The sequence below is a fragment of the Bombella pluederhausensis genome, assembly GCF_026385525.1.
GTDB lineage: Bacteria > Pseudomonadota > Alphaproteobacteria > Acetobacterales > Acetobacteraceae > Bombella > Bombella pluederhausensis.
Genome location: NZ_JANIDY010000002.1, coordinates 140,877 through 160,123 on the forward strand (window position 1 = coordinate 140,877; position 19,247 = coordinate 160,123).

Genomic DNA, 19,247 nt, shown 5'->3' on the forward strand with positions numbered 1-19,247 from the left:
AAAGTCAATATTTGCTAACAGCTCTTTATTTTGAAGGGCTGTTTATGGTCTGTTTTCAGAATTAACCTTGATAATGGTTTTTGTGTCGGTCTATGAGAAAGGCCAGTTAATGTATTTTCTGTGCCTGCCATGATCGTGATGGCCTTTCGTCCCTGAGGCGTGGATGGTGGCAGAGTCGTGAGGATGTTCATCTATGCTGAGATCACTTGATGTTGCTTCAACGGGGATGCAGGCCCAGTCCACCAATGTGGAGACCATATCTCACAACATCGCCAATATGACGACAACCGGCTACAAACGGCGCCGTGCTGAGTTTCAGGATCTGATCTATCAGGACCTCCGCCGGGTTGGGACAATGAGCTCCGATACAGGGTATCGTGTGCCAGCCGGGGCACAGGTGGGGCTGGGTGTGCGGACGGCAGCCATTTACCGTATCAACGAGCAGGGAACCCTCTCCCAGACCGGCAATGCGCTGGACCTCGCCGTGGAAGGGCGGGGCTATTTCCGTATTCTGCTGCCTAATGGGGAATATGCCTATACGAGAGACGGTACCTTTTCCCTGTCGCAGGATGGGACGATCGTGACGGCAGACGGGTACCCGCTGACACCTAACATCTCCATTCCGAATAATGCCGAGAACATTACGATCGATCAGACGGGGCAGGTGCAGTACACGCTTTCGGGCCAGCCTAATTCTCAGGTGGCCGGCCAGATTCAGCTGACGACCTTTCAGAACGAGAATGGTCTGGCGGCTATGGGGCAGAACCTCTTTACCGAGACCACATCATCGGGTGACCCCATCATCGGCAATCCTGAGACGACAGGTTTTGGAACAATCCGTCAGGGGTTTGTGGAGGAATCGGCCGTTAATGCGGTGACGGAAATTACCGACCTCATCACGGCTCAGCGTGCTTATGAAATGAACAGTAAAAGCATCACCGCCTCCGATGAGATGCTCCAGACATTGACCAACCTGCGTTGAGGCTGGGGAGCGGCTGTATGGTATCTCTCATCAGACACCAGAGGAATGGGCAGCGTGTTCTGTTGGTTTTGTCTCGGCTGGGGGCAGGGCTGGCACTGGCGGGCAGTCTGCTTTCAGGCGTGGTCGCAGCGGCGACTTTGCGGCCTTCTGGTGTGGTGCATGGACCGTCCGTTTATCTGTCAGACGTGTTCAGCGGTCTGGAGAGTGGGCAGGATCGTCTGCTTGGTCCAGCCCCCGCACCGGGAAAAACCATCACCATTGGCGGCGGACAACTCATTGCTCTGGCGGACCAGTATGGTGTGGATTGGGACGACCAGTCATCATCTACCAGCCTGTCACTGACCCGTGCCGGGCGTGTGCTGGGGCGGGATGATTATGCGTCCCTTGTGCGTAAGGCCATCTCCCAGGATGAAGGTGGCGTTGTGGTGGATGTGACCAGCTTCACGCCGCTGGTGACGGGTGAAAGCGAAAAGGACCCGGCCACACTCTCCAATCTGAATTGGGATCACAAGACAGGCCAGTTTTCGGCGACTGTACAGCCCGTTCATCCTGCGGGAGAGATGGCGGCGGACAGCTTCACGCTGCGGGGCAGCATCAGGCCGGTACAGCCCGTGATGGTGTATGACCATGCCCTGCCGTCCGGTCATATCATTCAGCCGGATGACATGCATATAGACCCCGCCTTCACGGGGACAGTGCCCCCTCTGGCTCGTACCCTGCCGGAACCTGACCATATGATTGGCATGGCACTTGTTCGTACGGTTGGGGCGGGGCAGCCTGTGCAGGGGACAGACCTGCGGCGGGCTGTGCTTGTGCATCGGGGAGACCCGGTTCTGTTGAGTTATGACAGCACGGGCATCCGGCTGACGGCAACAGGCCGTGCGCTGGAAGATGGTGGCAGCGGCCAGTTCATCCATGCGCTGAATCTGGGCAGCAAGATGGTTCTTATTGGGAAAGTCTCTGCCTCCGGAGAGGTGCGGGTTGATGCGTCCTCCACGGCCATTCCACCTGATTCGGAGGAAGTCAGGCGGTTGGGTATCAGCAGCCTGATGCTGGGGGACAGGAACAGGCCATGATGTATCCCGTACGCATGCTGTTTCGTGATCTCTCATGGCAGAGACTGTCCCGGCTCTGGCGGAAGGCCGTGCCAGTGGCTCTGGTGGGGCTTTCGGGCTGCATGGGGGCTGGAACCATGAGTGAGCTGGGGCATCTCCCCCGTATGACACGTACGGCCGATCCAACACAGGCACCGGATTATCGCCCTGTGACAATGCCTACGCCGCCGCTTCAGGCACCACCAACGGAGGCTGGTAGCCTCTGGCGGCCGGGTAGCCGTGCCTTCTTCAAGGACCAGCGGGCTGCACAGGCCGGTGACCTGCTGACGGTGAAGATACAGGTGGCGGATACGGCCAATGTGACCAACAACACGACAGCTTCTGGCAGCGGTGCAGAAGTGTTCGGGATTCCCAGTCTGTTCGGCTTCAAAGGGAAGACTCTGTCCCATCTGACCAGCGCAGACGCTCTCCAGACCAACAGTTCCAGCTCCAATAACGGCGCTGGGACGATCCGGCGGATTGATACGGTCACGCTGACATTGGCGGGGGTGATTACGCAGGTGTTGCCCAACGGGAATTTCGTGGTGGTTGCCCGGCAGGAAGTCCGTGTGAATGGCGAGCTGCGGCAGATTATGGTCAGTGGTGTCGTCCGTCCGCAGGACATCTCGGAGGATAACGTGGTGACGCATGACCGTATTGCGGAGGCTCGGATTTCATACGGGGGGCGGGGGCAGCTCTCGCAGTATCAGCAGCCCCGTTATGGCCAGAAGGTACTGGATAGTGTCCTGCCCTTCTGAGGGCTGGGAGGCTGTTCTTGTCTGATGTTGTGAAACTGTAAGCCATCATGATGGCATGGAAATGAGAGGCACATGAATGTCTGAGTCAAAACAGCTGGAAGGATTCATCCCCGGCGGACTTGTTGTGGAGAATCTGTACGGCACGCTGGAAGGCAGCCTGAGCATTGCCGGAGAGGTGGAGCATATTGAGCTTCAAGCTGGGCAGCTTCATCTTGCTGAGACAGGCGTGATGAAGGACGGACGGGTTGAGGCTGCTTCTGTCATGATTGATGGTTGTGTGTCTGGGGTGACGTTCACCACACCACGGCTTTCCGCGGGGGCTGGTGCCCGCATTTCGGACTGCGTGATTGAAATGGGAAACCCGACAGGTTGCGCCATTCATGAAGATGCCTGTTTTGAGGGCGATGTACGCATTTCCGTCTCCCGTAAGGGGGGTGGTGACACAGCCATCGGAAAAGCGGCAGCAGGAAAGCAGGATGCTTCCCTTATGAAGGCCGATACACTGGTTGGTGATGATGAGCCTGACCCGCATTGGCCCGCTCAGACACCTGATATCAGCGAGGCGGATAAAGACGCCGACATTCCGTTGGGGGGCTGATGCGCAGGGCGTGCTTTCATCCTGCAGGAGTGGGGGCAGGGGTCTGTCTGGCTCTGACCCTGACCCTGTGGCCTGTTGCGGCTGCCCAGTCTGCCGTACCCGAGGAAACCCTGCCTATGGATGGGGTGGAACAGCAGATGCAGGAGCAGCAGCGCATTCTGGGGTCAGCCCGCAAGGCGCTGGAAATGCGCTTTCATGTGTTGAATCAGTCCATGGCAGCGCTTTCCGAGCATGTGGATAATCACAAGCTCGTTCCGCAGGAGGCTGTGACCCGACTTGTTGGTATTTACGAGGCTATGCGCCCCCGTGAGGCCGCTACGGTCTTTAATGTGATGGACCCGCATGTGCTGATCGCCATTGCGACCGCCATGAACATTCGCCGGCTGTCGGGCATCATGGCGCATATGACGCCAGACCGTGTGAATCTGGTGTCCCAGTATCTGGTGGGTGTGCGGCATTTTCATCATGCCGTGCTGTCGGTGCCTGTCATGATGAACGGCTCTGATGCCTCTCTGCCAGCAGGGCAGGAAGCCAGTACGGAATCGGGTATGTTGGAGGCCCTACATTATGAAAGCATGGCACAGCATGGGCCGCTTCTGCCTTCACGGCAGTAAGGGGCGGCAATGGGAGACAGATAAGAGATGAAGCGTTCCTGTTCCATGCGTGCATCATGGAAGCGCATGATGATGTTTCTGCCCGTTCTTGTAGGGATGACGGCCTGTGCGCCGGATTACATAGCCAGCAAGCTGACAGGGCGGGAATGTCAGGCTGGCTATCTGGAAGAAGGGGAAGACTGGTGCAATCCGCCAGAACGGACACCACCCCCGCAGCCATACTGTACACAAAGCTGGAACGGTGTGGATTGCTGGGCCCGACCAGAACTGACGCCCAACATGGCGCATGAAGCCTATGAAGGCCCGCGAGGGCTTACGGCACAGCAAAATGCCAATCGCCTCATGATGCCGGAAGGTAAAGTTCCTCCTTCCAACCCTTACTATACGCCATAAAGGTTTAATGTAAGGGAAGTGTTTATAATTGGCCTTATATATTACTTTACACCTTGTCTTTTGCAAGGTTAATTGAGGCGCTCAGGTGTCCTCTCTCCAGTAGGGCAGATCATGGAAAGTCCGGGAACAACCTATGTTGTTTCTGGGGATAGAGAAGCAGGTAGATACCTTTCATATGAATTTCGATAAGCTCCGATTGCCGAAGATTATGGAAGGCCTGAAGTGTCTGGGCCGGATGAGGCTCATGGCTCTTGGGGTTGTTGGTGTGCTTCTGCTTCTGTCTCTGGGCGTGATTGCCTTTCATAATCGGGCAGCGCCCATGTCCCTGCTCTACGGGGATTTGGAGTTGAATGAAGCCGCCGAGATGGTGGATGACCTGACAAAAGCGCACATTCCCACAACAACCGGGCCGGATGGGCGCAGCCTGTATGTCCCGGCGAATGATGTGGCACAGGCTCGTTTGCTTCTGGCCAAGGCTGGTCTGCCCGGCGGTGGGGCCGTGGGGTACGAGCTGTTCGATAAGAGCGGGACCCTTACCAGTACGCAGTTTGAACAGGGCATTGATGAGACCCGTGCGTTGGAGGGTGAGCTGGAGCGGTCCATCCGGCTGATTCATGGTGTGCGTAATGTGCGTGTGCATCTTGTCCTGCCTCATCGTGATCTCTTTTCCACGGAGACAAACCCGTCCCAGGCCAGTGTTATTCTGGACGTAGGCCGGTCCGGTGCCGTGTCTGAGGATGCCATTGCGGCGATCCAGAATCTGGTATCAGCCGCCGTGCCGGGGCTGCGGATGCATGGTATTTCCATTGTCGATACACGGGGTGATGTGCTGGCCCGTCCGGGTGACCCGGACAGCCTTGCCGGGGAAGAGTCGTCACTGGAAAAGCAGCGTCATTCTGAAGAACAGCGTCTGGCGCAGGCTGTTGAAGATATTCTGACGCCCACGCTCGGTATGGGGCATGTGCGGGCTCGTGCTGCCGTGACCATGAACACGGATATCATCCACGAGACGGATGAATCTTATGACCCCAATCAGCAGGTTCTGCGTTCCCAGAGCACAAGTTCGGATAAGAGTGCCAATAGCGAGGCGAACCAGAATACCAGCGTAGGCAACAACCTGCCGAATGCTAATGCAGGGAATAACCGTACCGGCTCCAGCGAGGAGCGGACGGATGAAACCAATAATTACGAGATCGGCAAACGGACCCGTGTCATCAACCAGACACGGCCCCGTGTGTCCCGGATCAGCCTTGCTGTCATGGTCGATGGCACTGTCACGACAGATAAGGGTGGTAAGCCCTCATGGAAGCCGCTGGATGAAGCCGAGGTCAAGCGTCTGACCCAGCTCGTTCAGACAGCTATCGGCTATGACAAGAGCCGGGGTGATGAGGTCAATGTGGTGTCCATGCCGTTCCGTGTGGATGGCGGGGCTGACCTGCCGCATGAAGACACGCCGTTCTTTACACGGGACATGCTGATCTATCTGGCTGAGTGGATTGTTCCCATCCTGCTCATTCTGGGGGCTGCGGCCATGCTGCTGGGGCCGATCCTGCGGCGTGCCCGCAAGGGGAATGAGGAGGAAGGAGAAGCTGCCTCTGACATCTCCGCGGCAGAAACCGGCATGGGCATGGCTGGTGGAACGCCGGACCGTGTCAGTGTTGACGGGGTAGAAGGCGAGATGCGCCGTGAGGCTCTGGCCCGTGTGACGCAGCGTGTTGAGGAAAATCCTGACGATGCGGTCGCCGTTGTCCGTAACTGGCTGGCGGAGCCTGAACCTTCCAAAAAATCGGCAGAGAGCTGAGGAGGCGCAACCATGGCAGAACAGGGTATTGCTGTCGGAGCAGGTGAGGAGGGAGGACAGTCCGACACGGCATCTTCCAGCCTGACTACCGGAATGAGCGGCAGCCGTAAGGCCGCCATCCTGATGCTGGCGATCGGGCAGGAACGCTCGGCCCGTATCTTCCGTTCTTTGCAGGAAGATGAGGTCCGGGACATTTCACGGGCCATGTCATCGTTGGGGCTGGTCAAGGCGTCTGTTGTGGAAGCTGTCTGCAACGAGTTCTCTCAGAAATTCGCCAGTTCGGATGGTTTTGTCGGCAGTTATGAAACGACCGAGGATTATCTGAAGCGGGCCCTCCCTGCCGAAATGGTCGAGAAGATCATGGAGGATATTCGTGGTCCTTCAGGGCGGAGTGTCTGGGCGAAGATGGGGAATATGCCGGAGGCTGCTCTGGCCAACTATCTGCGCAATGAACAGCCGCAGACGGTTGCTGTTATCCTCAGCTACATTTCACCGGCGCATGTAGCCCGTGTTCTGTCGCTCTTTCCGGAAGATTTTGCCACGGATGTCATCATGCGCATCCTGCATATGAGTCCGGTCAGCAAGGATGTGCTGGAAAGTTTGGAAATGACGCTCCGCAAGGAGCTGATAACCGCCTTTGGCCGGTCCACGAAACGGGACAGCTATGCCTTTGTGGCCGAGGTGTACAACAATTTCGACCGCAAGACGGAGGCCAGCCTGACAGAACAGCTTGGTCGCCGCAGCGAGGAGGATATGGAAAAGGTGAACAAGCTGAAGTTCACCTTTGATGACATCAAGCGTCTGACACCGGATGACATGATGCGCGTCATGGCCGCCATCAACCGGGATGGCGAGGCCAAGAGCCGTCTGCCTCTGGCCCTCAAGGGCGCTAATGAGAGCATTCGCCAGCTGTTCTTCAACTGTGTTTCCAAACGTGCGGCGGGCCTCATGGAGGATGAAATTCGGGGGCTTGGGGCCGTGCGTTTGCGGGATGCTGAGGCCGCCCAGATGGAGCTCATCACGCTCATCAAGACCATGGCCAATGATGGGGAGATCGATATTTCGCCATCCTCGTCTGATGATGAGATTATCGAGTGACACCGATGGAGCAGGCCATGGCGCATCCACCGGAATCTTCTGATGGTCCTGTCGCTGGAAGTCCGACTTTCAGCGACACGCTGGAAGATTTTTCACGTCATGACATGTCCGGCATGGGTGCAGAGCCGGTGGAAGACGGGTCTGTTCCCGAGGATGAACAGCCCGAGCCGGAGCCCGTCATCAGCCTGCATCCTGACGAGCTGGAACGGCTGAAGGATGAAGCCCGTCAGGCGGGATATGAGGCTGGGGAGCGTGCGGCTGAGCAGGCCCTGTCCGGCCAGATGGCCGAAGCCGTGCAGCAGGTCTTTGCCTTCATGGCGGAGGAAGAAGCCCGGCGGACGGACAGCATGATGCATATGGCGGAGCTGTTCGTTCAGTCTGTCTGTCAGACGGTGGAGCAGCTCGTTTCCGGCGATCTCTCAGCTACTATGCTGGGTCGGCAACTGGCTGATGATGCGGTGGACATGGTGCGGCGCTGTGAAGGGCCGGTCAGCCTTTCCTGTTCCCTCCATGACGAACCGGCCTTGCGGGCAGCTCTGGAGGGCATGGAGGGCGTGACCCTGCATGTGGTGGAGGACAGGCCCGCAGGGCATCTCACGGTTTCGGCAGCAGATACACGGATGGTTCTGGATAAGGACAGATGGATGGAGATGGTCCGTCAGCGTGTGGCGGAGGCGATTCAGGCACTGGCCCGCTCATCGTCCACCGAGACGTCCTCTGACAGTCCAAGACCATCCGATGAACAGATAGCAGAGCATGAAGGAGACTGAACATGCCAGAAGGTAACAGCGCAGCGGAAGACATGCAGCAGACCCATACTCCAGAAGTCGATCTGTCCGACTTTGCTTCTGACGTGCGGGAGGGCGGTGATGTTCAGCCACCCGGCGGGCAGGAAAAGGAGTGGGAACGGGAAGCTATTCTGGACGTTCCGGTCAAGATCACGGCTGTCGTGGGGGATGTGAAGATGCCCGTGCGGGACCTTGTCCGTCTTGGTCGTGGCGCCGTTGTTCCGCTGAACCGCAAGTTGGGTGCGTCCATTGATATTTACGCCAATGACCGGCTGATCGCCCGTGGTGAAATCACCATCATTGAAGATGACAATATTGCGGTCACGATGACGGAGATCATGTCATCTTCCGCCAGCTCCTGATGTCGGATGGAGCGGGAGGACATGGTGGTGACGTCATGATGCAGGTCATTACGGGATTTCATGTGAATCCGCTGCTGGCACTGTTCCTTGTTGTAGGGCTGATCTTTGTGACGCCATGGTGCCTGAGGCGGCTGAAGCACCGTATGCCATCCCTGCTGAAAGAGGGAGATGGGCAGGGACGGGCCCTGAGCGTGCAGGACGCTATCCCACTGGGTGCGAAACGGACACTGTTTTCCGTAGCGGTGCGAGGAGCGGACGGTCAGCGGGCCACGGCTATCATCCTGACAGGGGGGCCGTCTGACCTGTGTGTTGGCTGGATGAAGGAAAACGGCCCTGCACGGCAGGAAATGCAGGAGACAAGCTGATGACGGACTATGGAAGGACAGGCTCTACGGATACTGACAGGATTATGGAAGATGTACCTGCCTGCCAGAAGCGGCTGTGGCGTGCCTTGCTTTTGGGTTGTGTGGGGCTGTGTGGTCTGGTTGTGGCCATCACCATGCTCTGTCTTCTGGCGCATCCGGCGGCGGCGCAGTCCATTACGCTTGATATGGGGAAAGGCGGTGGGATTGGTGAGGCCGGAACAACCAGCCGCCTCATCCAGCTGACGGCGATTGTGGCCTTCCTGTCCCTTGCGCCCAGCCTGTTGGTTATGATGACGGCCTTTACCCGCATCATCATCACGCTCTCCCTGTTACGGAGTGCCATCGGGGCACAGGGAACACCTCCCAACATGGTGCTGATTGCTCTGGCGCTGATTCTGACTCTGTTTGTCATGCAGCCTACGCTGGAACGCTCATGGCAGCAGGGTATCGAGCCACTGATGGATGGTCGTGTGGAAGAAGTGACTGGTCTTCAGGCGGCGGCGGAGCCGTTCCGGGACTTCATGATTCATAATGCCCGCCCGAATGATGTGGCCATTTTCTATCATCTGGCTGGGCTGAAGCCGCAGCCTGCTCCGGCTAATGGTGCCTCTCTAGCGATACCGTGGCGGGTCATCGTGCCGGCTTTCATGGTCGGTGAAATGAGCCGTGGGTTTGAGATGGGCTTCCTGCTCTATCTGCCGTTTTTGGTGATTGACCTTGTCACTTCCAGCGTCCTGATGAGTCTGGGCATGATGATGCTCCCCCCGCCGACCATCTCCCTTCCGTTCAAGCTGATCTTCTTCGTGCTGGTGGATGGGTTCCAGATGGTGTCCGGTGGGCTGGTACGGAGTTTCGGCGGGGGGTAGGCCCTCGCCACTCTCACCCCGGCAGCACCAGTAACCGCCGTGCCAGAATGGTCGGGGTAAGCTGGGTGAAGCCCTCATTGATGCTGCCGGAATAGCTGCCATAGGTCAGGGCCAGACCGCAGGCAGCGGCGGTGATGATGCTGCCAATACGGCCAGACTGTTCCATACGGCTGGCTATCATGGATTTTGCTCCGCATTGATGGAAAGCAGCTGCAATGTCCGTGCTTTCCTCCGGGTCCATCCCGGCCGGAATGACGAGGGAGAGGCTGGCCCTCGTGCGTTCCACCACCTCTTTCATTTCTGCCATGGCGGTGGGCGAATAGACGCAGAGACCCGGCAGGTCCACCAGAATGATGCGGTTATAGCCGTCAATCAGGTCCGGGCTCAGCCCGCCATAGGCTTTTATCAGGTCAATGTCACAGCCCCGTAGGATGGAGGCCAGTTTGATGTAACTGCCCGGCGTGCTGTCGCAGGCCAGCACGAGCGGCCGTCTTATCCTGCCGTTAGATTGCCGAGCCTGCCGTGCGTAGCGGGCGGCCAGCTTGGCCAGTGTAAGGGACTTGCCAGACCCTGATGCCCCGCCCAGAGCCATGGGAATACCGGGCAGGAGCGGAAAGGGTGAAAAGGTAATCATCCGCTCCAGCCCAGCCGCCAGACTGCTGCCTGCCATGGCATTGATGAGGTCCTGCGGGATGGAATGCCACGCCAGAATGTCCGGTATGCTTAGGGAGTTGGAGGGAAGGGCGACTTCTCCAGCCTCCGCTTGCGGGGTGGCGGGCTGTGGCGGCGGGCTGGCAGGCTGTGTTTTTGCCACGGTGGTGCTGGCAGGGTGGGGATAGTGTGTATGGTAGGAAAAAGAGCTGTTCATGTTTCTGGTCCAGTTCAGGAGACGATCAGTTCACCGTGGCAACGGTACGGATGCGGGTACGGGGATAGATTTCCGCCTGTGCCATGACGGCGACTGAAGGGCGGATGCGGTCCACGATCATCCGCACGGAGTCCCGTGTGGCGGAGGTCGTGACGATGACGGGCATTTCCCCAAGGGTGGCGGTTTGGTCGAACGCACGGCGTAGAGCCGTGACGAAACGGTCCAGCATGGCAGGTGGCATGGCCAGTGTGCGGTCATCACCCTGCCCGACCGTGTTGTTGAGGATGTTGCTTTCCCAGTCCGCCGAGAGGGTAATCATGGAAATGCAGCTGGAGGGGCCGACATAGCTGTTGCATATCTGCCGGGCGAGGCGGATGCGGACATGGGCTGTCAGGGCCTTGATGCCCTTGGCAGCGAGGGCGTGGCCCTCCTGTATGCTTTCCAGAATGGTGGGCAGGTCACGGATTGAAATGCGCTCCTGTAGCAGGGACTGGAGAACACGCTGGACCGTGCTGAGGGATACCTGCGAGGGGATGAGCTCGTTGACGAGCTTCTGCTCCTCGGCAGGCAGGTCATCCAGCAGGGACTGGGTGGCGGCATAGGTCAGCAGGTCTCCCAGATTCTGACTGATGGATTCCGTCAGATGGGTGATGATGACCGTGACAGGGTCCACGACCGTATAGCCGGCATCCGTGGCCTTTTTCTTCAGTTCAGGAGTGATCCATATGGCGGGCAGGTTGAAGGAAGGTTCGGTCGTCCTTTCACCCGGCAGGGTGGCTTCGTCAGTCCTGTGAGAGGGGCAGATGGCCAGAAGATGGTTCGGGCGTATCTCGCCTGAAGCGATGTCGATTTCCTTGAGCTTGATGACATAGCGTTCCGTAGGAAGCTGGATGTTATCCTGAATCCGCACGGAGGGCGTGATGAAGCCCATATCCGCCGCCATCTTCCGGCGGAGTGCTTTGATCTGTTTGGTGATCTGGGCATTGTCGCCACTGGCGAGCGGCAGCAGGCCATAGCCGATCTCCAGCCGTAGCAGGTCAATCTTCAGAAGGTCGGAAATGGGCTGCGTGGTGGGAGCTGCAGGCTGGGTCAGGTCCTGTTCTCCATCATCCTGACGGGGTGTCTTGTAGCGTATCCAGGCCCCGGTACCCGCCACGGCAGCAATCATGAGGAAGGGGAAGGCGGGCAGGCCGGGCATGACGGCAAAAATGGCCGACAGCATGGCGGCAATGGCCAGCGGCTTGGCGTTTCCACCGAGCTGGCGGAACAGCGTGACGTCTGCCGAGCCATCCGTGCCTCCTTTCGTCACCACGATACCGGCTGCCAGTGAGACCAGCAGAGCCGGAATCTGAGAGACCAGACCATCACCAATGGTCAGGGTCGTGAAGGTCTGTGCAGCTTCGCTGATGGGCATATCATGGCGCAGCACGCCAATGGCCAGCCCCCCCAGAATGTTGATGGCTGTGATGAGAATCCCCGCAATGGCATCATTACGGACGAACTTCGCAGCCCCATCCATGGCCCCGTAGAAGGAGCTTTCTTCTTCCAGCTCTTTGCGTTTGGAGCGGGCCACACGCTCGTTGATGGCGCCGGAGGCCAGATCAGCATCAATGGCCATCTGTTTTCCGGGCATGGCATCCAGAAAGAAGCGGGCGGAGACTTCAGCAATGCGTCCTGACCCTTTGGTAATGACCATGAAGTTCACCACAAGCAGGATGCAGAAGACGATTCCGCCAATCACCACATCATTGCCCATGAGGAAGCCGCCAAAGGAAGCCACGACATGCCCGGCTGCATAGGCGCCTTCATTACCATGGCTGAGGATGAGCCGTGTCGTGGCCACTTCCAGCGACAGGCGGAACATGGTCGTCAGCAGGAGCAGCGTGGGGAATGATGTGAAATCCAGTGGTCGTTCCAGAAACAGCGCCACCATGAGGATCAGCACGGATGAGGTGATGGAGAGCGACAGCCCGATATCCAGAATCAGCGTGGGCAGGGGCACGATGAGAATGGAGATGAGCAGAATCACACCCAGAGCGAGAAGAATATCCGTCCCCGGCAGGCGTGCCGTAAGGGGGGAGGCGATTCCATCTCTTTTGAACAGGCTGGTCGGGTTGTTCAGCAAGGTGCCCAGCCATCCGGTCAGCCCGTCAGCCCGCCCCGTGCCGGATTTTCTGGGCAGGGGAGCACCGGATGGCGGGGGAGCAGAAGGGGAAGCGGACATGGGTATCCTGACTGGTCATGTACAGCTCTACCTTCCAGTAAAGGGGGTGAAGGCAGAGTGTCTCAAGGTTTGTTAAGGCCTGTTATCTGTGGATTTGCAATTTAACCATTAAAACCTTGCCCATCAAGATTTGAAAGGACATGATATTTCAATGAAGTTATGGCCTGTCTGGTCATTTATAGAACAAACCATGCAGGGAGGTGGTGCCATGGCAGAAACAGAGCAAGGCGGAGGAGCGGAAGACCGCATGCAGGGCATGGATGAGCGGCCTATGACGCCACAGGCCCTTACTGCTTGCTGTCAGAAGCTTTTTTCCTGCGGGGAAGGCGAGCAGGCGATCGGTTTGGCGATACAGGCGGCGCAGGCGAGTCAGGATGCCTCGGTCCTGCTGGCAGCGGGCATGTTTCTGGCCCGGTGCAGTGCTCGGCATGAGGTGACGGTGGCTGTGTTCCGTAAGGCCCTGCTGCTTCTGCCGGAAGCTCGACCAGAAATGACCTCGGTACGGGGAGAGGTGAAGATTTTTCTGGCCGGTGCGCTCATGGCGGCTGGCCAGAATGATGAAGCCATGTCCCTGTTTATGGAAGTGGCCAGAACGTGCCCGCAGCATCGTGTTCTAGTGGGTGAACATCTTTCCATGGCTCTGCTGGAAGCAGGGCTGGCAAAGGAGGCCGAGCAGATTCTGGCTGTATGGCTGAGAGACGGGCCGCCATCTGTATCGCTGTACAATAATATGGGCTGTGCTCTGGAACGTCTGAATCGTTCACGGGAGGCCATGACCTATTATCGTAAGGGCATTGAGCTTTCATCACGGCACGAGATGGTATCATTTGGCTATGCCATCGCTCTGTTGAAGGCTGGCGATTATGAAGAAGGATTTGCACGCTACGCACGGCGTGTGCCCCGCATGCCCAGTCTGGACTGTTGGTTTTATCAGGACCTGCCACGGCTGACGAAGGATGTATCACTAAAGGGCCGTCATATCCTGTTTTATCAGGAGCAGGGACTTGGGGACACCATTCAGTTCATCCGTTTCCTGCCGGAGATTGTCCGCCGGGGAGGGCGTGTCACGCTGGCCGTTCTGCCGTCATTGCTGCGGTTGCTGCGGGAAAGTTACCCCATGGTGCAGGTCAGTCTCATTACGGATATTCTGGAACAGCCGGAGCAGGCTGCGGATTATGATTTCTCCTGCCCGATCCCGGACCTGCCTTATATTTGCGATCTGAAAGGACCGGAGGAGATTCCGTCTTTCAGTCCTTATCTGGAAGTTCCAGCCCAACGGCAGGAGCGTTTTGCCCGACTTGTGAATGAAGCTGTGGCACGGGAGAGACCATCTTCAGGGCGCCGCCTGCGGGTGGGGCTAGTGTGGGCGGGAGATGCCCGTTCCAGTGCAGAGGATGTCGCTGCGGATCGGCGGCGTTCGACTAGCCTGACGGAGATGCTGGAGGCACTTGGTCCTGTGGATGCCGATTTGTTCAGCCTTCAGTATGGCAGAAGACGGGGTGAGCTGGTCCATGCAGCCGGGCAGTCGGTTCATGACCTGATGGAGTCCGTGCAGGATATGGCAGATACGGCGGCCCTTATGGAAAGTCTGGACCTTGTGATTTCCGTGGATACAGCACCGCTGCATCTGGCGGGGGCTCTGGGGAAGGAGGTCTGGCTGGTCAGCCGCTGGGACGCCTGTTGGCGCTGGGGCGATCAAGGAGAGCGGACGCCGTGGTATCCGACCATGCGCATCTTCCGGGCGCAGGAGCTTTCTCTTGTGCCGGTCATGCGTGAGGTGGGGCTGTGTCTGAAACGGCGGATTGCGGAGGGTTAAGTCATGTCACCCTATAAAGTGGCTGTCCTGCTGCGGACAAAGAACCGTCCGATCTTTTTGCGCCGGGCTCTGGAAAGTCTGCACCGCCAGAGTTTTCAGGATTTCCGTATTCACGTCATTAATGACGGGGGAGACCTCACGGAGTTGCGGCATTGTGTGGAGGCACATGGCGCCGTATGGGGAGACCGTCTTTCCTGCGTGGACTTGCCTCGGTCGGTAGGGCGCAGCAAGGCGCTGGCGCTCGCTCTGGCCGTATCTGAGGAGCCCTATATTCTCATTCATGATGATGATGACACGCTGGAGCCTGCCTTTCTGGCCGAGACCGTGGCCTATCTGGAGCGTGATGAGGTGGGTTTTTATGCAGGTGTCACGACCAGCAATTATGACGTGTATGAGCATCTTGAGGATGATTGCATCATCACGGACAGGAAGACGGATCAGTATGGCCTGAAGACAGGTACGATCATGGATTACGGCCTGTATCTGTCCCATATATGCGTTGTCATGCCGATCACGTTTCTGTTCCGCCGGTCAGCTCTGGCTGTTGCGGGAGAGGTGGAGACACGGCTGGATTATGTTGAGGATCATGATCTGTTCCTACGCATCATGATGGCGGGGGAGATCGGGATCATCGGGGCGTTTCTCTGTTCCTATCATCACCGCCGCCAGACAGGGGATGATAACGACACTAGTAAGCATGAAGTGCAGCATGATTATGCGCTGGCTTACAAAAACAGCATCATCCGCAAGGCTATACAGGGCGGAGATGCGCTGAAACAGTTGCAGGCCGGGTTTATTCAGAGCCACCATCTGGGGCGTGCCCAGTTGGGGCAGCTATCGCAACAGGTTGTTCAGCTACAGGAAGGTTTTGCCAGTATGTCGCAGGTGCTGGTCCAGCTGCTGGAGCATATCAGGCGTTGAACTCTGCCATTTCAGTAAGCCGGAGCATAGGGCATGGTCTGGATGGTATGGACAGGCATGGCCCGGTAAGCGGCAAGGCTGCGTCCGTTCTGCGTGCTTTTCATCCTCTGATGGGGTGGCGGAGGTAGAACGGGCCGGAACATGCCACGGAATGGCCGAAACTGACGGTGGTTATATGGGCCACTTCCTGCCTGTGCTGAAGGCGTGGTGGGAACGGGCTGGCGGACCGTGCTCGTTTCCTGATGATGCAGCGCTGCCAGAAAGGCGGCTGATCCCGTTTCAGCATGGTTGATGCCGGTCTCGGAAGGGGATGATGTGGCTGGCCGGATGATGAAAGGCCGGTATGGCATGGGGGCGTGTGGCGCAGTGGTTCGTGCAGGGGGAACAGCCCTGCCCGTGATGCCATGTGGCGGCATGGGCAGGGCCGAGGAATGGTCTGAATGAGCATCCTGCGGTGTTGCCCATTGCTGGAGAACCTGTTGCAGATAGGCCGTGCCGTTGCTGGCTGTTTGGGAGTGGTAGGCAGCGGCGGCACGAGGCCAGCTCCCTGTCTGTTCTTTCATTTTCTGCAGGAACATCCCGGCATAGCGGGCATTGCTGTAGGGGTCGAAGGCACTGTCCAGTGAGGGAAACGCCGTGGGGTGGTGAAGAAGATTGACCTGCATGCAGCCTACATCAATGGAGGTCACACCCTGTTGCTGAAAGGCTCTGACGGCATCAATCGCTTCCTGCCGTGTGGCGTAATAATAGCCTTTTCCTGCGGCATTGATGCTCCATGGCCATGGTAGAAGCGTGCCATTTTCATCAGGTCTGCCAGTTTCCACGCGGCTGATGGCGGCAAGGAAGCCATCTGGCAGGCGAAGGGCCCGCTCGACCTGTGCCGTCGCCTCCCGGCAGAGGCGGGATGCTGTGTGGTCGGCAGGCATGTCCGGTGTTTGCGCCATGGCCGGAACGCTCAGGCTCATGCTGAACAGGCAGCTCAGAAGGACATGGCGATAATTGGATAATAAAGCCTTTATCATGGTCATTTTATACGTTAACCAAAGACAGTTTGTGAAATTATTTCCTTGTGTATTCCATATATAAGGTTAAGTTTGGGCGTAGGAGACTATGCTTGATGTTTTTGAGACGCTGTTGCGTGAGGCTGTTCCGGGGCGTGGATGGCACCCGGCCTGCCTGTCGTTATGTCCTGTTGGCGACCCTCGGATGTGTGCTGTCTGGCATTTTCTGGGATGGTTCGGCTCGTGCTTCTGCGGTGCGGATCAAGGATATTGTGGATTATGAAGGCGTGCGGGATAACCAGCTTGTAGGATACGGGCTGGTTGTCGGGCTGAATGGTACCGGAGACAGGCTGACCAATACGCTTTTCACGCGTGAGACGCTGGTTGGTATGCTCAACCGTCTCGGTGTGAATATCCGGGACAAGGCTATCCAGCTTCAGACACACAACACGGCCGCCGTTATGGTCACAGCAACCTTGCCGCCTTTCTCCCATGGGGGCAGCCGCATTGACGTGACGGTTTCCGCCGTTGGGGATGCGCAGAGCCTGACAGGCGGTACGCTGGTCGTCACGCCATTGCAGGCGGCGGATGGTGAGGTCTATGCCGTTGCGCAGGGCTCACTCGTGACCAACGCCTTCACGGCACGAGGGCCGGGGGCCACGGCAACACGCAATGTCCCCACCAGTGGCCATATTGCCAACGGCGCCGTTGTGGAACGGGAAGTGCCTGTCATGCTCGGTGCTGGGGGTATCATTCATCTTTCCTTAAAGAATTCTAATTATACAACGGCTGTTCGCATAGCGGAGGTTATCAACCGGCATATGGGGCGGGGGACGGCACGCGTGAATGACCCGAGAACAGTGGCCGTCAATCTTGCTGGGCGTAATGTATCTGAGGCGCTTTATGAGATCGGCGATCTGACCGTCACGCCTGATACGATGGCAAAGGTGATTGTTGATGAGGCAGCCGGGACGATTGTCATCGGCGATAATGTCCGCATCACGACCGTGGCGATCGCACAGGGGAACCTGACCATACAGGTGACGAACAGCCCGGAAGTTGTTCAACCTAATGCGTTTGGGGCAGGGCAGACGGCAGTTGTGCCGAGAACGCAGATCAATGCCACGACCGATCGCGATCACAAGATGGGTATCCTGTCGGACGGACCATCTCTGGCGAATCTCGTAACAGGGTTGAATGCGCTCGGCGTAGGGCCACGGGACATGATCAGCATCCTTCAGGCCATCAAGGCGGATGGTGCATTACAGGCCGAGCTGGAAGTCCGCTGAGTGTGATGAGGGGGCAGTCTGATGAATCTGTCACCCAGAAGAAGGAATGTTGTCTGATGAGTGCTGTATCATCACTCTCTGCCATATCCGTACGGAATACGGGTCATGCTGGCAGCCACCCTGCGGCACCGTCACAGAAGGATGACGGTAAGATACGCAAGACGGCGCAGGACTTCGAGGCCATGGCGCTGGGTGAGATGCTTCAGCCCATGTTTGATACTGTGGATAATTCTGCGGCTCCCTTTGGGGGAGGCAATGCGGAGAAGCAGTTTCGCTCCATGCAGGTGTTGGAATTGGGCAAGGAAGTAGCCCGTAACGGGGGCGTGGGGATCGCCCATCAGGTCTATGGCCGGATGAAGGAGATGCAGGAGAAAGCATCACGGTCCGGGAAAGAAACGGAAGGGCGCAGACCATGAAAATGCTGCATCTGGGTAAAGTTGTCCGCCGTCTGTCAGGGCGTTTTTCTAGTCGAAATGAGGAGGAGATGGATGATTTCTCCCTCTCACGGCTGACTGACGCCTTTACCAGAGCCACGGACATTATGGCGCAGGAAAATCATTTCCTGATGGAAAAAGATGTTGCCGGGGCGGCTGCTCTCCTGCCGGAAAAGACGGTGCTCATTGAGGAGCTGGGAGCGCTGGTTACCCATGCCCGCAAGACAGGTGTGCGGGCTGAGAATCTGCCTGCGAGCTTCAGGCAGGTACAAGGGCGCTTTATGGATATTGCAACCCAGAACCGTGAGCTTCTTCAGGAAGCGATGACAACGCAAGAAGCCGTGATGAAGCTGCTTATTGATAGTGCTGTGGAAGAAAATCGTCATGGGTATGGTCGAACGGGCGAAGTGGGGTCTGATACATCATCCCGTGGCGTGTTCTCCCTGAATGACCGGGCCTGAAGGGAGATAGCCAGCCAGTCAGGCTGGCTTTTTTTCTGCTTACCAGTAATCGCCAATCATGTGGCGGGGCTGGTTGTTGCCTGGGTCGGCGGCAGGGCTCCAGATCGTCCAGTCCCATGGGGTCGTGTCCCGGTAATTTTCTGCCGTCATGGCAGGCAGGGGCGGGTCCTGTGGCGGGTGATGGGCATGTTTACGCTGCCCTATAGCCTGCATATGTGCCTGCAGGGTTCTGTAGGCTGTTTCATCCCCCATATAGACACAACCGCAGGCGAGAGGATCAGCATAGAGGTAGATGGGCTGGCCGTCTGGTGCCATGCGGTAGGTCAGGCTGCCGGGGGGCAGGCTGTTCATCAGCCCATACCGGGCTGTTGTATTGGCGGGATGTGCTACAAAGCCAGCATGGCTGAGCAGGCTGCCTTTTTCCAGATAGGGCGTAGCAGGGCGTGTGCAGCCTGTCAGGCAGAATAGTGCGGCTGCGGCAATGGATGTGATGAGGGACAGAGGGTGCTTCATG

21 protein-coding genes are annotated in these 19,247 nt (G+C 57.7%); 17 read left to right on the top strand and 4 right to left on the bottom strand.

What is annotated here, in order from left to right; translation table 11 throughout:
- The first annotated feature begins 193 nt into the window (after nucleotides 1-193).
- The 12 genes from flgG to fliP all read left to right on the top strand — a co-directional run bounded on the left by flgG (nucleotide 194) and on the right by fliP (nucleotide 9,719).
- Nucleotides 194-982 carry a flagellar basal-body rod protein FlgG gene (flgG, locus tag NQF86_RS05265; protein ID WP_043558144.1) on the top strand — a complete coding sequence of 263 codons (789 nt, stop codon included), beginning with the start codon at nucleotides 194-196 and terminating at the stop codon, nucleotides 980-982.
- Between the two features lie 17 nt (nucleotides 983-999).
- A complete protein-coding gene (gene flgA / locus NQF86_RS05270) occupies nucleotides 1,000-2,058 on the top strand; it encodes a flagellar basal body P-ring formation chaperone FlgA (protein ID WP_266116588.1) in 1,059 nt (352 codons plus the stop codon).
- Nucleotides 2,058-2,834: a flagellar basal body L-ring protein FlgH gene (gene flgH, locus NQF86_RS05275; RefSeq protein ID WP_407652877.1), complete on the top strand. Its 777-nt coding sequence runs from the start codon at nucleotides 2,058-2,060 to the stop codon at nucleotides 2,832-2,834. The genes flgA and flgH overlap by 1 nt, the downstream gene beginning before the upstream one ends.
- Nucleotides 2,835-2,910: 76 nt before the next feature.
- The gene (locus NQF86_RS05280) at nucleotides 2,911-3,432 is read left to right on the top strand and encodes a bactofilin family protein (RefSeq protein ID WP_266116589.1); all 522 of its coding nucleotides are present in this window, start codon (nucleotides 2,911-2,913) and stop codon (nucleotides 3,430-3,432) included.
- A 29-nt stretch (nucleotides 3,433-3,461) separates the two neighbouring features.
- Complete coding sequence (locus NQF86_RS05285; RefSeq protein ID WP_266116590.1) at nucleotides 3,462-4,046, top strand: MotE family protein; 585 nt, start codon at nucleotides 3,462-3,464, stop codon at nucleotides 4,044-4,046.
- A gap of 27 nt (nucleotides 4,047-4,073) precedes the next feature.
- Nucleotides 4,074-4,439 (top strand): hypothetical protein, encoded by a 366-nt coding sequence (locus NQF86_RS05290; RefSeq protein ID WP_266116591.1) that lies wholly within the window; start codon nucleotides 4,074-4,076, stop codon nucleotides 4,437-4,439.
- Between the two features lie 175 nt (nucleotides 4,440-4,614).
- Nucleotides 4,615-6,240: a flagellar basal-body MS-ring/collar protein FliF gene (gene fliF, locus NQF86_RS05295; protein ID WP_266116592.1), complete on the top strand. Its 1,626-nt coding sequence runs from the start codon at nucleotides 4,615-4,617 to the stop codon at nucleotides 6,238-6,240.
- A 12-nt stretch (nucleotides 6,241-6,252) separates the two neighbouring features.
- Complete coding sequence (locus tag NQF86_RS05300) at nucleotides 6,253-7,338, top strand: flagellar motor switch protein FliG (RefSeq protein ID WP_266116593.1); 1,086 nt, start codon at nucleotides 6,253-6,255, stop codon at nucleotides 7,336-7,338.
- Nucleotides 7,339-7,355: 17 nt separating this feature from the next.
- Complete coding sequence (locus NQF86_RS05305; protein WP_266116594.1) at nucleotides 7,356-8,108, top strand: FliH/SctL family protein; 753 nt, start codon at nucleotides 7,356-7,358, stop codon at nucleotides 8,106-8,108.
- 2 nt (nucleotides 8,109-8,110) lie between these two features.
- On the top strand, nucleotides 8,111-8,488 hold the full coding sequence (gene fliN, locus NQF86_RS05310; RefSeq protein WP_266116595.1) for a flagellar motor switch protein FliN: 378 nt from the start codon (nucleotides 8,111-8,113) through the stop codon (nucleotides 8,486-8,488).
- Nucleotides 8,488-8,853, top strand: coding sequence for a hypothetical protein (locus NQF86_RS05315; RefSeq protein ID WP_266116596.1), 366 nt, complete (start codon nucleotides 8,488-8,490; stop codon nucleotides 8,851-8,853). The genes fliN and NQF86_RS05315 overlap by 1 nt, the downstream gene beginning before the upstream one ends.
- A gap of 134 nt (nucleotides 8,854-8,987) precedes the next feature.
- Complete coding sequence (gene fliP / locus NQF86_RS05320) at nucleotides 8,988-9,719, top strand: flagellar type III secretion system pore protein FliP (protein WP_266116795.1); 732 nt, start codon at nucleotides 8,988-8,990, stop codon at nucleotides 9,717-9,719.
- 13 nt (nucleotides 9,720-9,732) lie between these two features.
- On the opposite strand, the gene NQF86_RS05325 is transcribed toward fliP, so the two are convergent.
- Together NQF86_RS05325 and flhA are read right to left on the bottom strand one after the other, a co-directional pair.
- Nucleotides 9,733-10,587 carry a hypothetical protein gene (locus tag NQF86_RS05325; protein ID WP_266116597.1) on the bottom strand — a complete coding sequence of 285 codons (855 nt, stop codon included), beginning with the start codon at nucleotides 10,585-10,587 and terminating at the stop codon, nucleotides 9,733-9,735.
- Between the two features lie 25 nt (nucleotides 10,588-10,612).
- Complete coding sequence (gene flhA, locus NQF86_RS05330; RefSeq protein WP_266116598.1) at nucleotides 10,613-12,811, bottom strand: flagellar biosynthesis protein FlhA; 2,199 nt, start codon at nucleotides 12,809-12,811, stop codon at nucleotides 10,613-10,615.
- A gap of 208 nt (nucleotides 12,812-13,019) precedes the next feature.
- On the opposite strand from flhA, the gene NQF86_RS05335 reads away from it, so the two are divergent.
- Nucleotides 13,020-14,627, top strand: coding sequence for a tetratricopeptide repeat-containing glycosyltransferase family protein (locus tag NQF86_RS05335; RefSeq protein WP_266116599.1), 1,608 nt, complete (start codon nucleotides 13,020-13,022; stop codon nucleotides 14,625-14,627).
- Nucleotides 14,628-14,630: 3 nt separating this feature from the next.
- Nucleotides 14,631-15,548, top strand: a complete 918-nt coding sequence (locus NQF86_RS05340) for a glycosyltransferase family 2 protein (RefSeq protein WP_266116600.1) — start codon at nucleotides 14,631-14,633, stop codon at nucleotides 15,546-15,548.
- 11 nt (nucleotides 15,549-15,559) lie between these two features.
- On the opposite strand, the gene NQF86_RS05345 is transcribed toward NQF86_RS05340, so the two are convergent.
- The gene (locus tag NQF86_RS05345) at nucleotides 15,560-16,576 is read right to left on the bottom strand and encodes a transglycosylase SLT domain-containing protein (protein WP_266116601.1); all 1,017 of its coding nucleotides are present in this window, start codon (nucleotides 16,574-16,576) and stop codon (nucleotides 15,560-15,562) included.
- Nucleotides 16,577-16,737: 161 nt separating this feature from the next.
- Between NQF86_RS05345 and NQF86_RS05350 the strand changes: the two genes are divergently transcribed.
- Genes NQF86_RS05350 through NQF86_RS05360 form a run of 3 tightly spaced genes read left to right on the top strand, consistent with a single transcriptional unit; the run spans nucleotide 16,738 to nucleotide 18,733 of the window.
- Nucleotides 16,738-17,838 carry a flagellar basal body P-ring protein FlgI gene (locus NQF86_RS05350; protein ID WP_407652878.1) on the top strand — a complete coding sequence of 367 codons (1,101 nt, stop codon included), beginning with the start codon at nucleotides 16,738-16,740 and terminating at the stop codon, nucleotides 17,836-17,838.
- 56 nt (nucleotides 17,839-17,894) lie between these two features.
- A complete protein-coding gene (locus tag NQF86_RS05355) occupies nucleotides 17,895-18,254 on the top strand; it encodes a rod-binding protein (protein WP_266116602.1) in 360 nt (119 codons plus the stop codon).
- Nucleotides 18,251-18,733 (top strand): hypothetical protein, encoded by a 483-nt coding sequence (locus tag NQF86_RS05360; protein WP_266116603.1) that lies wholly within the window; start codon nucleotides 18,251-18,253, stop codon nucleotides 18,731-18,733. The genes NQF86_RS05355 and NQF86_RS05360 overlap by 4 nt, the downstream gene beginning before the upstream one ends.
- Before the next feature lie 39 nt (nucleotides 18,734-18,772).
- On the opposite strand, the gene NQF86_RS05365 is transcribed toward NQF86_RS05360, so the two are convergent.
- Entirely contained in the window at nucleotides 18,773-19,246 is a 474-nt protein-coding gene (locus NQF86_RS05365; RefSeq protein WP_266116604.1) for a hypothetical protein, read from the bottom strand.
- Between the last annotated feature and the right edge of the window lies 1 nt (nucleotide 19,247).

Coding starts and splice junctions, on each gene's coding strand:
- flgG (WP_043558144.1), top strand. CDS start 194: ATGCTGAGATCACTTGATGTTGCTTCAACGGGGATGCAGGCCCAGTCC.
- flgA (WP_266116588.1), top strand. CDS start 1,000: ATGGTATCTCTCATCAGACACCAGAGGAATGGGCAGCGTGTTCTGTTG.
- flgH (WP_407652877.1), top strand. CDS start 2,058: ATGTATCCCGTACGCATGCTGTTTCGTGATCTCTCATGGCAGAGACTG.
- NQF86_RS05280 (WP_266116589.1), top strand. CDS start 2,911: ATGTCTGAGTCAAAACAGCTGGAAGGATTCATCCCCGGCGGACTTGTT.
- NQF86_RS05290 (WP_266116591.1), top strand. CDS start 4,074: ATGAAGCGTTCCTGTTCCATGCGTGCATCATGGAAGCGCATGATGATG.
- fliF (WP_266116592.1), top strand. CDS start 4,615: ATGAATTTCGATAAGCTCCGATTGCCGAAGATTATGGAAGGCCTGAAG.
- NQF86_RS05300 (WP_266116593.1), top strand. CDS start 6,253: ATGGCAGAACAGGGTATTGCTGTCGGAGCAGGTGAGGAGGGAGGACAG.
- NQF86_RS05305 (WP_266116594.1), top strand. CDS start 7,356: ATGGCGCATCCACCGGAATCTTCTGATGGTCCTGTCGCTGGAAGTCCG.
- fliN (WP_266116595.1), top strand. CDS start 8,111: ATGCCAGAAGGTAACAGCGCAGCGGAAGACATGCAGCAGACCCATACT.
- NQF86_RS05315 (WP_266116596.1), top strand. CDS start 8,488: ATGTCGGATGGAGCGGGAGGACATGGTGGTGACGTCATGATGCAGGTC.
- fliP (WP_266116795.1), top strand. CDS start 8,988: ATGCTCTGTCTTCTGGCGCATCCGGCGGCGGCGCAGTCCATTACGCTT.
- NQF86_RS05325 (WP_266116597.1), bottom strand. CDS start 10,587: ATGAACAGCTCTTTTTCCTACCATACACACTATCCCCACCCTGCCAGC.
- flhA (WP_266116598.1), bottom strand. CDS start 12,811: ATGTCCGCTTCCCCTTCTGCTCCCCCGCCATCCGGTGCTCCCCTGCCC.
- NQF86_RS05335 (WP_266116599.1), top strand. CDS start 13,020: ATGGCAGAAACAGAGCAAGGCGGAGGAGCGGAAGACCGCATGCAGGGC.
- NQF86_RS05340 (WP_266116600.1), top strand. CDS start 14,631: ATGTCACCCTATAAAGTGGCTGTCCTGCTGCGGACAAAGAACCGTCCG.
- NQF86_RS05345 (WP_266116601.1), bottom strand. CDS start 16,576: ATGACCATGATAAAGGCTTTATTATCCAATTATCGCCATGTCCTTCTG.
- NQF86_RS05355 (WP_266116602.1), top strand. CDS start 17,895: ATGAGTGCTGTATCATCACTCTCTGCCATATCCGTACGGAATACGGGT.
- NQF86_RS05360 (WP_266116603.1), top strand. CDS start 18,251: ATGAAAATGCTGCATCTGGGTAAAGTTGTCCGCCGTCTGTCAGGGCGT.
- NQF86_RS05365 (WP_266116604.1), bottom strand. CDS start 19,246: ATGAAGCACCCTCTGTCCCTCATCACATCCATTGCCGCAGCCGCACTA.